At 60.1% G+C, this 12724-nt stretch carries 15 protein-coding genes and 1 pseudogene; 5 read left to right on the top strand and 11 right to left on the bottom strand.

The features are described from left to right. Nucleotides 1-59: 59 nt before the first annotated feature. From fabI to fabA, 3 genes are read right to left on the bottom strand one after another with little or no spacing between them, the layout of a single operon-like run. Nucleotides 60-866 carry an enoyl-ACP reductase FabI gene (gene fabI / locus N1937_RS22585; RefSeq protein ID WP_260057023.1) on the bottom strand — a complete coding sequence of 269 codons (807 nt, stop codon included), beginning with the start codon at nt 864-866 and terminating at the stop codon, nt 60-62. A gap of 4 nt (nt 867-870) precedes the next feature. Continuing rightward, nucleotides 871-2103 carry a beta-ketoacyl-ACP synthase I gene (gene fabB, locus N1937_RS22580; RefSeq protein ID WP_017962727.1) on the bottom strand — a complete coding sequence of 411 codons (1233 nt, stop codon included), beginning with the start codon at nt 2101-2103 and terminating at the stop codon, nt 871-873. A 45-nt stretch (nt 2104-2148) separates the two neighbouring features. Then, nucleotides 2149-2664 (bottom strand): 3-hydroxyacyl-[acyl-carrier-protein] dehydratase FabA, encoded by a 516-nt coding sequence (gene fabA / locus N1937_RS22575; protein ID WP_017966450.1) that lies wholly within the window; start codon nt 2662-2664, stop codon nt 2149-2151. A gap of 301 nt (nt 2665-2965) precedes the next feature. Between fabA and irrA the strand changes: the two genes are divergently transcribed. Then, complete coding sequence (irrA, locus tag N1937_RS22570) at nt 2966-3385, top strand: iron response transcriptional regulator IrrA (protein WP_003555773.1); 420 nt, start codon at nt 2966-2968, stop codon at nt 3383-3385. A gap of 10 nt (nt 3386-3395) precedes the next feature. Here the strand turns inward: irrA and N1937_RS22565 are convergent, their stop codons facing one another. Further along, nucleotides 3396-4031, bottom strand: a complete 636-nt coding sequence (locus tag N1937_RS22565) for a trimeric intracellular cation channel family protein (protein ID WP_260057022.1) — start codon at nt 4029-4031, stop codon at nt 3396-3398. A gap of 302 nt (nt 4032-4333) precedes the next feature. On the opposite strand from N1937_RS22565, the gene N1937_RS22560 reads away from it, so the two are divergent. Then, a complete protein-coding gene (locus N1937_RS22560) occupies nt 4334-4807 on the top strand; it encodes a hypothetical protein (RefSeq protein WP_017966447.1) in 474 nt (157 codons plus the stop codon). 3 nt (nt 4808-4810) lie between these two features. Here the strand turns inward: N1937_RS22560 and N1937_RS22555 are convergent, their stop codons facing one another. After that, nucleotides 4811-5599 carry a YdcF family protein gene (locus N1937_RS22555; protein ID WP_170282450.1) on the bottom strand — a complete coding sequence of 263 codons (789 nt, stop codon included), beginning with the start codon at nt 5597-5599 and terminating at the stop codon, nt 4811-4813. Nucleotides 5600-5668: 69 nt separating this feature from the next. Then, entirely contained in the window at nt 5669-6391 is a 723-nt protein-coding gene (locus tag N1937_RS22550; protein ID WP_017966445.1) for a YoaK family protein, read from the bottom strand. Between the two features lie 238 nt (nt 6392-6629). Between N1937_RS22550 and N1937_RS22545 the strand changes: the two are divergent. Continuing rightward, nucleotides 6630-6833 (top strand): annotated as a pseudogene (locus N1937_RS22545) (DUF2798 domain-containing protein); the annotation flags it as partial. Here the strand turns inward: N1937_RS22545 and N1937_RS22540 are convergent. The 3 genes from N1937_RS22540 to N1937_RS22530 all read right to left on the bottom strand — a co-directional run bounded on the left by N1937_RS22540 (nt 6832) and on the right by N1937_RS22530 (nt 9088). After that, the gene (locus N1937_RS22540; protein ID WP_170262719.1) at nt 6832-8085 is read right to left on the bottom strand and encodes an MgtC/SapB family protein; all 1254 of its coding nucleotides are present in this window, start codon (nt 8083-8085) and stop codon (nt 6832-6834) included. The pseudogene N1937_RS22545 and the gene N1937_RS22540 sit on opposite strands and share 2 nt — an antisense overlap. 95 nt (nt 8086-8180) lie before the next feature. After that, complete coding sequence (locus N1937_RS22535; RefSeq protein WP_260057021.1) at nt 8181-8537, bottom strand: SPW repeat protein; 357 nt, start codon at nt 8535-8537, stop codon at nt 8181-8183. Between the two features lie 119 nt (nt 8538-8656). Further along, nucleotides 8657-9088, bottom strand: coding sequence for a DUF3775 domain-containing protein (locus tag N1937_RS22530; RefSeq protein ID WP_017966441.1), 432 nt, complete (start codon nt 9086-9088; stop codon nt 8657-8659). Nucleotides 9089-9290: 202 nt separating this feature from the next. Between N1937_RS22530 and N1937_RS22525 the strand changes: the two genes are divergently transcribed. Then, a complete protein-coding gene (locus tag N1937_RS22525; RefSeq protein WP_170282452.1) occupies nt 9291-10274 on the top strand; it encodes a zinc-dependent alcohol dehydrogenase family protein in 984 nt (327 codons plus the stop codon). A gap of 185 nt (nt 10275-10459) precedes the next feature. On the opposite strand, the gene N1937_RS22520 is transcribed toward N1937_RS22525, so the two are convergent. Together N1937_RS22520 and N1937_RS22515 are read right to left on the bottom strand one after the other, a co-directional pair. After that, the gene (locus N1937_RS22520; RefSeq protein WP_260059010.1) at nt 10460-10543 is read right to left on the bottom strand and encodes an inositol monophosphatase family protein; all 84 of its coding nucleotides are present in this window, start codon (nt 10541-10543) and stop codon (nt 10460-10462) included. Beyond that, a complete protein-coding gene (locus N1937_RS22515; protein WP_260059099.1) occupies nt 10543-10809 on the bottom strand; it encodes a hypothetical protein in 267 nt (88 codons plus the stop codon). The genes N1937_RS22520 and N1937_RS22515 overlap by 1 nt, the downstream gene beginning before the upstream one ends. A gap of 107 nt (nt 10810-10916) precedes the next feature. Between N1937_RS22515 and N1937_RS22510 the strand changes: the two genes are divergently transcribed. Beyond that, nucleotides 10917-12503 carry an AAA family ATPase gene (locus N1937_RS22510; protein WP_260057020.1) on the top strand — a complete coding sequence of 529 codons (1587 nt, stop codon included), beginning with the start codon at nt 10917-10919 and terminating at the stop codon, nt 12501-12503. The last annotated feature ends 221 nt before the right edge of the window (nt 12504-12724 follow it).

Raw genomic sequence — 12724 nt, 5'->3', positions numbered from 1 at the left:
CAACAAAAAGGCCGTGCGCATCATCTGCGCACGGCCTTTGAGTTTCAATCGAATAGCGTTTACTCGATTTCCGCCCTGCGCAGCGTTTCCAGTGTCGGCATCGAGGTGACGTTGAAGCCGGCGTCGACGAAGTGGATTTCGCCGGTGACGCCGGAGGAAAGGTCGGAGAGCAGGTAGAGAGCCGAGCTGCCGACCTGATCGATGGTGACGGCCTTGCGCAGCGGCGCATTGCGCTGGTTCCAGGAGAGGATCGCGCGTGCATCGGAGATGCCGGCGCCGGCAAGCGTGCGGATCGGGCCGGCGGAAATGGCATTGACGCGGATGCCGCGCGGGCCGTAGTCGGCGGCGAGATAGCGCACCGAAGCCTCGAGCGCTGCCTTGGCAACCCCCATGACGTTGTAGTTCGGGATGACGCGCGTCGAGCCATTGTAGGTCAGCGTCAGCATCGAACCACCATCTTCCATCAACGGAGCGCAGCGCTTGGCGATCTCGGTGAAGGAGAAACAGGAAATGACCATGGTCCGGCTGAAATTCTCACGCGTCGTATCGGCGTAGAGACCCTTCAGCTCGTTCTTGTCGGAAAAGCCGATGGCATGAACGATGAAATCGAGCTTGCCCCAGCGCTCGCTTATCGCGTCGACCACGGCATCGACCGAGGCGACGTCCTCGACGTCGCAGGGCAGGACGAAATCCGAGCCGACCTCGGCAGCAAGCGGCCTGACGCGCTTGCCGAGCGCATCGCCCTGATAGGTGAAGGCGAGTTCCGCACCCTGTGCGGCGAGAGCTTTTGAAATCCCCCAGGCGATCGAGTGGTTGTTGGCGACGCCCATGACGAGCCCGCGCTTACCCTGCATGATTCCCGTCATATTATTATCCGTTATAGCGCTGGAAGACCAGCGTGGCGTTGGTTCCGCCGAAGCCAAAGGAATTGGAGAGGGCAATGTCGATCTTCGCGTCGTCGATGCGCTTGCGCACAATCGGGACACCTTCGAATTCGGGATCGAGCTCGGTGATATGGGCGCTTTCGCCGATGAAGCCTTGCTGCATCATCAGCAGGGAATAGATCGATTCCTGCACGCCGGCAGCGCCAAGCGAATGGCCGGTCAGCGACTTAGTCGACTGGATATGCGGGATCTTCGAGCCGAATACCTCACGGATCGCACCGATTTCCTTGCTGTCGCCGACCGGCGTCGATGTGCCGTGGGTGTTGACATAATCGACATCGCCTTTGACGGTGGCGAGCGCCTGGCGCATGCAGCGGATAGCGCCTTCGCCCGACGGAGCGACCATGTCGTAGCCGTCCGAGGTTGCGCCGTAGCCGACGATCTCGGCATAGATCTTGGCACCGCGGGCCTTGGCGCGCTCCAGTTCCTCGAGCACCAGCACGCCGGCGCCGCCGGCGATGACGAAACCGTCGCGGTTGACGTCATAGGCGCGCGAGGCGCTGTCCGGCGTGTCGTTATATTTGGAGGACATGGCGCCCATGGCGTCGAAGAGGTTGGACATCGTCCAGTCGAGATCCTCGTGGCCGCCGGCGAACATCACGTCCTGCTTGCCCCACTGGATCATCTCGGCGGCGTTGCCGATGCAATGCGCCGAGGTCGAGCAGGCCGACGAGATCGAATAATTGACGCCGTGGATCTTGAACCAGGTGGCGAGCGTGGCCGATGCGGTAGAGGACATCGCCTTCGGCACGGCGAAGGGGCCGATGCGCTTCGGGCTGTTGTTCTTCACGGTGATCTCGGCAGCTTCGATCAGGGTGCGGGTGGACGGACCGCCGGAGCCCATGATGATGCCGGTACGCTCGTTCTGAGCGTAGTCTTTCTCTTCCAGGCCGGAATCGGCAAGTGCCTGTTTCATGGCCACATGGTTCCAGGCGCCGCCCTGCGACAGGAAACGCATGGCGCGGCGGTCGACCAGTTCGGCAAGTTCCGCCGAACCGAGCTTCGGACTGCCCCAGACCTGGCACTTGAACCCGTGTTCGGCGAAATCGCTCGAAAAGGAGATACCCGACTTTGCCTGCCGCAAGGATTCGGTGACTTCGGCCGCGTCGTTTCCGATCGAGGACACGACACCCAGACCCGTGACAACTACCCGTCTCATCTGATCAAACCTTTGTTGTTTTCGTCAGCCGCTCGAAATGCGGTTTCAGGCCGTCTTGTCTTTCGATAGACCGACGCGAAGGTCGGCCGCCTGGTATATGGTCTCGCCGTCCGCCTTTAGCCAGCCGTCGGCCGTGCCGAGGACCAGACGGCCGCGCATGACACGCTTGAAGTCGATGCCATATTCGATCAGCTTCGTCTGCGGCCGGACCATGCCCTTGAATTTCACTTCGCCTGTTGAAAGCGCCATGCCGCGGCCTTGCTCGCCGAGCCAACCCAGATAGAAACCTGTCAGCTGCCACATGCCGTCGAGACCGAGGCAGCCCGGCATGATCGGATTGCCTTCGAAGTGGCAGGGAAAATACCAGTCGTCGGGGCGAACGTCGTATTCCGCCCGGAGGTAGCCCTTATCGAAGGTGCCGCCCGTTTCGGAAATCTCCGTTATGCGGTGAACCATCAGCATGGGCGGCAGGGGCAGCTGCGCATTGCCGGGGCCGAACAGCTCGCCGTGCGCGCAAGCGATGAGTTCTTCATACGAGAAGCTGGACTGTCTGGTCGTCATAAAGTTTCTTTTTCCCCCCGCGTCAAGCCGATGGATGTGAACGTGTAGTCCAGGTTCTTCAGAAAATGAAGCACAAGCAAGGCAGCTTCATTCATCGCCCCGGACCAGGCTTGCACCATTATTTGGTGGTCGCATACAGGAAGGCTAGGGCTGGGACCAGACCTATTTGCGTCAAAAGCCCGTTTTTGCCGCGTTTATCAGGCTCCCGTCGTCATTGAACTATTGAAAGGCTCCGATGCAAAAGTTATACCGCTTAAAGAAACATGATTGCTTTATGCCAGAATAACCGGAGTTGGTTTTGATGACGGGTGCACTCCCGATCGCAATAGAGGTAAGGCTGCGCGGTGCGGGCCTGCGCCCCACCCGCCAGCGCGTCGCCCTCGGCGACCTCCTGTTTGCCAAGGGCGACCGGCATTTGACCGTCGAGGAACTGCATGAAGAGGCGGTTGCCGCCGGCGTGCCGGTGTCCTTGGCAACGGTCTACAACACGCTGCACCAGTTCACGGAAGCCGGTCTCATCCGCGTTCTCGCCGTCGAGAGCGCCAAGACCTATTTCGATACCAATGTTTCCGACCATCACCATTTCTTCGTCGAAGGCGAGAACGAGGTTCTCGACATTCCCGTCAGCAACCTGACGATCGCCAATCTGCCGGAACCGCCTGAGGGCATGGAGATCGCCCATGTCGACGTGGTGATCCGCCTGCGGGCAAAGCAGGGCTGACGATACCGCTTCACATGACATCGTCGGGGTGCCGGCCAGGCTGATGCTTGTAGGTCGGGAAGGTCCAGCCGAACCACAGGGCTCCACCGCGCACGGCAAAGGCGGCCACAACGCCGCAGGCAGATGCCAGGTAGAGCTGCATTCCGAGCCCATTGGCGAGCGTGAACACGCTGGCGCCGATAAGGGCTGCGGTGACGTAGATTTCCGGCCTCAACAGCACCGAAGGCTCGTTTGCCATCAGATCGCGCAGTATGCCGCCGAAGGTCGCCGTCAGCGTGCCGGTGACGATCGCGATTGTGGGCGAACCGGTGGCGGCGAGGCCCTTGGCAGCGCCGAGCACGCAATAGGCGGCCAGGCCGATCGCATCGAGCCAGATCAGCAGGCGATAGCGCGATTCCAGCAGGTGGGCGGTGAAGAAAACGATGATCCCCATGATACAGCAGACGAGGATATAGGCGGGGTTCAGCACCCAGAAGACCGGCACGCGGCCGAGCACGATATCGCGCACGGTACCGCCGCCCGTTCCCGTCACCATGGCGAAAAACAAAAAACCGATCAGATCCAGTTGCTTGCGCGAGGCGGCGAGCGCGCCTGTCGCGGCAAACAGCGCAATGCCGGCATAATCGAGATAGACGAGCAGAGACATGCGAGCCCCGGGACCGGCTGAAGTTCAAAGCATGATGCCGAAAAGTGTGAGCGGTTTTCGGACGACATCATGCTCTCACTCTTGAATTGAGAACAGGATTCAGATTTTAGGCCAACTAGGCCTAAAATCATCCTGTTCTCGGGAATCAATCACGGCGGCAAGGGCGGCGCAAGGCGGCGCGGCCATAAAGCTGATGTCTTTGATTTAATGCATGTCGTCGTCCCAAAGCATGTCGTTGTCCCAAAACCGCTGCACAGTTTTGGGCGACATGCATTGGGAGCCTTTATCCAAAGAGGAAAGCCGTGAAAACGCTGGTGCTCGCCGTTCTGAATATCGTCCTGCTACTTGCCATGCCGGCCGTCGCCCTCAGTCAGCAATCGCTGATATCCGACCCTGAGATCTACGAGAAGAAACATTTCCAGCAGCAGTGCAAGACGGCCGAGTTTGCCGACGGCTTCATCATCCGGCAGGACATCAACAATGACGGCCTGATCGATGCGGTGGTCAACGAGGGCCAGTTGACCTGCGACGGGCAGAAGGGGCCGCAATGCAATGACGACGGCTGTACCTATAATTTCTACCTGCAGGTTGCCGAAGGCGGTTATTTCATGATCGCAACGGCACAGATCTATGGCTACGATTTCGTCCAGCGCTTCGGCAACATGGTGCTGGCGATGAAGATGCATCCGCGCTTCTGCGACCGCACCGAAGGTGATCCCTGCACCGTGACGGCACGCGTCCGCGGCACGAAATTCGTCACCATCTCGAAGAAGTAGACCTCAGCTTGGATAAAGCTCCGACGTGCGGCCGGCGAGGTAATATCCGACCAGGCCATACCATTCGCGGATCGCCGTCGCCATGTTCTGCGCATTGAGGCTCGGCTGGGTGAAATCAAACCCAAGCCTCACCTGGCCGTCGGTGCGATAATCGGTCGGCCAAGGCACGATATCGATGCCGAGCTTGCGGAAGATGCCGACGGATCGCGGCATGTGAAAACCCGAGGTGATCAGCAGGCAATTGGAAAGGCCCTGGCTTGCCAGGAATTTCTTGGTATTGACGGCGTTTTCGAAGGTCGTTCGCGATTGCCTCTCTTCGATCAGGCGATCCCTGCCAACGCCGAAGAGCGGAAAGAAACGCTCGGAGGCGGCCGCATCGCCTTCATAGATACCTGAGAGGGAGCCGTCGCCGCCCGATACCAGGATACGTGACTGCGGAAATTTCTGCGCGAGCCGCAAGGCTTCGACGAAGCGGTCGGCTCCGTCATTGAATTCTATGCCATGGCGCGCCGTGTTCACCTCGTTTTCGAAGCCGCCGCCGAGCACGATCATGCATTGCAGGCTATCAGGATCGGCAGCGGGTTTTGCGAATCGCTCCTCGAGGCCCTGCATCAGGAGGTTTCCGGCGGTGGTGTAAAGCGTCACGAAAAGGATAAGGGCCGAACCAGCTGCGCCGAGAATACTTAGGGTACGCCAGCGCAGGAGGCCGGCAATCAGGGCAAGCAAGATGAGGAAGAATGCCAGCGACAGCGGCTGAGCGAAAATCCAGACAAGCTTCGAAATCAGGAACAAGACCCACTCCTTTGAGGATTAGCGGCGGTCCTTCCTATCCGATTCGACGGTAACAGGAATGCGACGGTTTTATTTCGCGTGCGTGATGGCCGATCCGCTCGGCGCGATCTTCTGATTGAAGCGCCGCTGAAGCGGCCGCGGGATGAGCATTGCGACCAGTGAAAGCATCATGGCGAAGAGGGAGACCAGCCACAGCGCATGCGCTCCGGTCAGTCGCGTCAGGACGGCGCCGACGATCGCGCCGAGCATCATGCCGCCCCAGGGCACGATCTGGATCGTCCATTCGACACGACGATCGCCGATGATCCAGCGGCCGATGCCGCGGCCGAAGCGCGACAGAGCGCCGGTCACATAGGTCAGGCCGATCGGCAGGCCTTCGATGTGCTCGACGGCGGCGTTCACCATGCCCATGGAAAAAACGATCATGTAGAACCGCACGAACAGCATGTTCTGTACTGTCATCACCGAGGCGAGCGCCAGAACCAGGGCGACGCAGCCAAGCACCACGAAAATCCGGCGTTGCGAGACATGGGAGATGACGATGCCTGCCGCATTGCCAAGCACGAAGACGATGATGGCAGAGATCAGGACTGCCGCGTGATGAAGATTGCCCTCGCTCAAGGCCAGTGCGGTCCGCGTCGTATTGCCCGTCATGAAGGAGACGAAATCGCCGGTCAGCAGAAGACCGGTCGCATCGGTCATGCCGGCCAGAAACGAAATCGAGCCGACGAGGGCGAGCCCGGTCAGGGTTCGGCGGGTACGGATGATGCGGCGTCGTCTTGATCTGGTCATTGGCTGAAGGTCCCGGAGCCGAATCGCTGAGATTCCAGCAACAAGCATACATCCTCGCATTGAGGAATTGGCAAAGGCGATCGGAAGGGGGTGGGCGGACTTGAACGGCTAGAGACATTTTCGGCCATAGAGGCAGCGTTGCTTCAGATCGAAGCTCCGTAAGCGTTTACGTCAATCAACGCGCAACCCGTCGATCGGTACTGCGTAATTGTCTGATCGGCACCTTACGGAGATCAAAATGCCCAAAAGCAAACTCCCCAAACGTTACAATACGATCGTCATGTCACTCATCCTCTCGCTGCTGATGACATCAGTCGTCTCGGCGATCAGCATCGTGAGGGCACAGGGCCTGACCGCGCCTGCACTTGCCATGTGGCCCTCCACATGGGCGCTCTCCTGGGCGATCGGCTTTCCCGTGCTGCTGTTGGTTCTGCCAGTGGTCACGCCAGAACCAAGCCGGCAATTCCGGCAAAAGTCGCGACAATGCCGGCGATCGCGAAACGAACTGCATAGGCGATGCTCCCCATGCTTGCTGCAAGAACAGCTTTCGCAAGCAGATTGGCGAACGCGGCGACCGCTATGGCGCGAGCGGCCGCATCCGCCGGCACCTGGACGGATGACAATTTAGCCACGGCAAGTGTAATCGCATCGAGATCGCCCAGTCCCGTGATGAACGCAAGGGCGAGCAGCGACTGGTTTCCGAAGACGTTCAGGGTCACGCGCGTCAGGACTATCACGATGGCGAGAACAAGCGCGAAACGCAGCACAACCATCACCTCAAGCGGGTTTCGCGGCAAGAAATCAGTGCTGTCATCCGGGCGCCGCCACAATGCGGCGAGGCCGCCTGCCATGGCGAAGATCACAGCAGCTGGAGCGAGCGATGGAACCAGTTCCTTGAAAACAGCCGGTGCAACGACGCCGCAAATCAAAAGCACCCGGGCGAGGGAAACGGCGCCCGCCAGCATCGCTCCCGCTGAAAGCAATGGTGAGAGGGCAGGCATCTGTGTCGACTGGCGGGCAAAGGAAAGCGTCAAGGCCGTCGACGAGACAATGCCGCCGCTTGCCCCGGTCAGCAGGATGCCGGCGCGGGCGCCGCTGAGCCTGATCAGGATATAACCGGCAAAGGAAACAGTTCCCACCAGGATCGTCAGCATCCAAAGCTCGAAGGGGTTGATCGCCTGCCAGGGGTCAACCGGCTGATTGGGAAGGATCGGGAGGATGACCACCGTCATCGTCAGGAGGATCAGGGCGGCCCTGAGCTCGAGCCAAGTCAATTGACGAAGAAATCCATGCAATGGTTCGCGCGCGGCGAGGAGCGCTGTTATTGCAACAGCGCTTGCCGCCGTTGCCGTCATATCCGTAACGACTGCGCCGAAGCCCAGCGCGAAGACCGTTATTGCCGCAATGGCACCGGTTGCGCTGTAGTCTTTGTCATGTGTTGCCTGCATGCGGCTGAAAAGGAGAATTGTGACGCAAAAGGAAGCAAAGATGGCCGTCGGCAGAATTGGCCCCGTCACGGGCTGCAGGAAGCCGCAGAAGCCGCCCAGGAAACTGGACAGGCCATAGGTGCGGATCCCCGCTACCCTTTTGCCCGACGCGGCCTCACGATCCTGCCAGCCGCGCTCGATGCCGACCAGAATACCAATCGCAAGCGCGAGACTGAGGCGCTGGAAGGCTTCTTCGGTCGTTACCATGACGTGATCATCCGATGGGTCCAGACGTTGCCGGCCCATCCAATCGTGAAGGCACCTGCGCCGTATATGTCATTTCGTCATCCGCAAGCCGTCGTTCAGCGGCGTTCAGATAGGTTTGCTCCGCGAAGTGCCCATACGCCGAGAACAACGAGGAGAATGCCTGAGATGAAAGCATTCCAAACGAGGAGCGGCTCTTGAACGTACTGGAGGATCCATGGCGAGGCGACAAGCCAGACACCGATCAGAAGATTGACCCATTCTTCCCAAAAACGGTACGATGCCAGAGCAGCCAAGCCTAGGATAGCGATAGCGGTTCCGCAGACAAGGAAATTCCAGGCGGCCGACCCCACAGGCATGGAGTCCGGACTAAATCTTCCGAATACCCAAGGAGAACTGATGAGCCATATTCCCACGATAAAGGCGATGTGGTCTTGCCAACGGCGACGGTTCATTGCTGATCTCCTTGCGCTCCAAGAGCCATTCACAGTCATGCAGCTCAGTTCATGGCGTCGGATCGACATTCCTTGCAGCTGAGGAAATTCCCTGGCTGTCGCTTTGGACACCGGCGATATCAGAGCCGGCCCAGCGCGTCGTCCGTGGACGCCTCTCCGAACTGGTCGAGCGCCTCTTCGAGATAATCCGGCAGAAGGGGCAGACCGAGAAGATAAGCCGCCGTGCGCGTATTGTGCGCATCGGCAGCCAGGCTGCGCAGTTCATCCCAATCATCGACATTCCCATCGCCTCGGCCGAGCCATGCCAAGGCGACCAGGTCGATCTGTTCGTCTTCGTTGAGAGCCCAGATTGCACTCCTGAGCTCCGTCTCGACGGGATCGTCGTCATGGTCCTCCAGCACTTCGATCATCCCGTCGTCACTTGGATTCGAGCCCGGATCGGGTTCAGTGACAACATCCTTGACGTCGAACTGCTTGCCCTTGAGGATGAGAAAGCGGACGGTCTCCGGCGAAATGCTCGGCCTCCATGCCTCGTTCACAGCGTCATTCATGAAGTGGCCTCCGCGCACGTTATTTCATTTGAACTATACCACGATGTGACATGGAATGCCGATGCATTGAGAAGGTCAATCTGGGCCGTCGTCACGTAACGAAAACGGCAAACGAGAATGGGCAGGACGTATCCTTGACGCGCGTTCATGCCGATTGACGCGTTTTCAAAAGGGTGCCGGTTTGCGAGGTGAGGAGAAGCTGATGCAAGCAATGATTTTGGAAAGGATCGCGACCCCCTTGCGTCTGGTAGAGCGCGCTAATCCCGTGCCTGGAACGGGCCAGTTGACGTTGAGGATCGAAGCTTGCGCCGTCTGCAGGACGGATCTTCACGTCTGTGACGGCGACCTTCCGAACCCGAAGCTTCCACTCGTTCCCGGCCATGAGATCGTCGGCATCGTCGAGGCCGTTGGGGAAGGTGTCGCGCCATCACGCATAGGGCAAAGGGTTGGTGTGCCCTGGCTCGGCCACACATGCGGCTGCTGCTCGTTCTGCCGCACCGGAGATGAAAATCTCTGCGACCAGCCGCAATTTACCGGATATACGCGCGACGGAGGTTTTGCCACCCATGTGGTTGCCGACGCAGATTATGCATTTGCACTTGACGGCGAGGCCGATCCGGTCGCTCTTGCGCCGCTGCTATGCGCGGGTCTCATTGGCTGGCGTTCGCTGAAAAAGGCTGGTGACGGTGCCCGGATCGGGCTTTACGGATTCGGTGCAGCCGCCCATATCATCGCGCAAATATGCCGCTGGCAGGGCCGTCAGGTCTATGCTTTCTCACGCACCGGCGATGAGGCAGCGCAACGCTTCGCGCTCAGCCTTGGCGCTTCGTGGGCGGGAAGCTCGGATGAACCTTCGCCCGTCATGCTCGACGCGGCAATCATCTTCGCTCCGGTCGGCGAACTCGTGCCGGCAGCGCTGAAGGCGGTGCGCAAGGGCGGCAGGGTCGTCTGCGGAGGCATCCACATGAGTGATCTTCCGGCTATGCCCTATGCGCTGATTTGGGGGGAGAGAAGCGTTGTTTCGGTCGCAAATCTCACGCGCAAGGATGCGGAGGAATTCTTCCCCATCGCCCGCCAGGCAGGCATCAGAACCCATACGATTGTCTATCCGCTTACCGAAGCCAATAGGGCGCTTGACGACTTGCGTGCCGGCCGATTGAGTGGAGCGGCCGTCTTGAAGCCTTGAGCCACGGCCTATTGCTGGGGCGTTGCAGCGCGACCAGGAGCGCTTCGGTCCGGGGATCGAGATGAGAGCGGCTGACAAGCGCGATCGGATGACGCCGTGGAGCGGAAGGGCGGGGCAGGCTGCGGCGCTGACTGCCGGCTGTTTGCTCGAATGCAAGTCCGGCGCCGTAGGAGAAGAAAAGCCGGTCACGGGCGGGTGCATAGGGCGATATTGACAGCAAACTCGTCTCGGCCTTTTATGAATTCCTTCGTGCCGTCGAGCGGATCGATTACGAGAGCGGAATCTGAGTCCTTGCGGGCCTCGAAGACATGGCTGTCTTCTTCGCCGGGGCAGGCATTGCCGGAAAGACCGCCAGGCATGCTGCGCGCAGGATGTCATTGCTGGCAAGATCGGCGGCGGTGACGGGTGAACCGTCCTGTTTGGCTCTTACCGCAACGTCGTCGTCCTGCAACGCGAGCGCGGCATCGCCGGCTTTCCGGATCACCGCGATCAGCGCTTCGACAAGCTGCCTTCTCGAAGACAGGTTGATTTTCACCCCGCGACCCCGGTCTCGCTTTCGTTCTGAGATGTGGCGGCGGTCCGAGCATTGATACGGGTCAATGTATTGTCGCGGAGGCAGGGCGATGCTTTCGATAGTGCGGCATGTCAGCTGAAAGTTTGCAGATGATCACGGAAGACCAGTCGGCAACCATTTCCTTTCTCAACGACGCATTGGCCCAGGATGGGCAGCCGGTCGAAGTGCTCGAGACGCATATCTCGCGCATTTTTCTTGCCGGGGACCGCGCCTACAAGATGAAGCGCGCCGTGAAGCTGCCCTATGCCGATTTCTCCTCGGCGGAGAAAAGGCTGGCGACATGCCGGAAAGAGGTGGAATTGAACGCGCCCACGGCGCCCGGCATCTATCTCGGAGTCAGGACGATCACGCTGGAAAAGGACGGTGGCCTTGCGCTTGATGGTCAAGGGACCCTGCATGATGCTCTGGTGGAAATGCGGCGTTTCGATCAGTCGCTGCTGCTCGATCATATCGCCACCTCCGGCGGATTGACGTCGTCGATGATGACATCCCTTGCAAGGGCGATCGTCGGCTTTCATCGTCTCGCGCCGGTCATGAGTGCCAACGGCGGGGCGGCGAGCATGGCTGCGGTGCTGAAGGTCAATAAGGCCGGCTTTGCGACCAGCCATGTCTTTTCCGCCAAGGAGATCGAGGAACTGACCGGGGCCTTCGAGAGGCACCTCGCGCGGCTCGCCCAACTCCTGGACCGACGGGGGCTGGCCGGCAAGGTCCGGCGTTGCCATGGCGACTTGCATCTCCGCAATATATTCTTGCTTGATGGCGAACCATGCCTGTTCGATTGCATCGAGTTCAACGATCAGATTGCCACCACCGACGTTCTCTACGACCTCGCCTTCCTGCTGATGGATCTCTGGCATCGAGGGCATCCCGAGTTCGCGAACCTCGTGATGAACCGTTATCTCGACGAGACGGACGAGGACGACGGTTTTGCAGCACTGCCGTTCTTCATTGCCGTACGCGCTGCCGTGCGGGCTCATGTGATCGCCACTCAGACGGAGGATGCAGGTGATCGTGCGGCGATGTTGACCGATGAGGCGCGCTCCTATTTCCAGCTCGCCCGGTCTCTCCTGCATCAGGTGCCGGGACAACTCGTCGCGCTCGGCGGCCTCAGCGGATCGGGAAAGACGACGCTTGCAGAAGTGCTGGCGCCGCGGATTGGCCTCGCGCCGGGAGCACGTATCATCGAAAGCGACCGCATCCGCAAGGCAATGCACGGCGTTCCGGCAGAGACGAGGCTGCCGAAGGCCGCGTACCGGCCAGAGGTCTCGGCAAAGGTCTATCAGGAGATGGCTTGGCGCGCCCGTCTCATCCTTGCGGAAGGCAGTTCGGCGGTGGCCGATGCGGTCTTCGACAAGCCGGTCCACCGGCGGATGATCGAGGAAGCGGCGGAAGAAGGCCACCATCCCTTTTCGGCCTTCTGGCTCGAAGCCGATCCGGCACTGCTGTGGCAGCGCGTTGCGGCACGGATTGGCAGCCCCTCCGACGCGACGGTCGATATCCTGGCGCACCAGTTCGCGCATGAGACGGGCGCCATCGCATGGCCGCGCCTCGACGCCACGCAGCCCGCCGAAAGGCTCGCCGAGGAGATCATGCTGCGCATTAAGGCAAAAGTCCTCGAGCCCGTCCCCTGTCAGCCGGCAGACCGCTCGTCCTGAGCCGCATCAGCCGTCCGCTAGCGCGACCGCATGATGCCGTCAGCCGAGATGGCTGGCATAGTCAAGCTGAAGCCCGCGCCCTGCTTTCGTCGCCGGACGATCGCGGATCGAACAGCGTCCGTTTTCACCACGGGCCGTGCTGACCTTCAGCGCGTTTTGACGCGGCCTTCTCACTATGCGATTTGCGTTAGGTCAATGAGCAAATCTCGCCCGCCGCTAGT

This window comes from Rhizobium sp. WSM4643, assembly GCF_025152745.1.
Taxonomy (GTDB): Bacteria; Pseudomonadota; Alphaproteobacteria; order Rhizobiales; family Rhizobiaceae; genus Rhizobium; species Rhizobium leguminosarum_I.
This window is presented reverse-complemented; position numbering and strand designations above follow the sequence as displayed.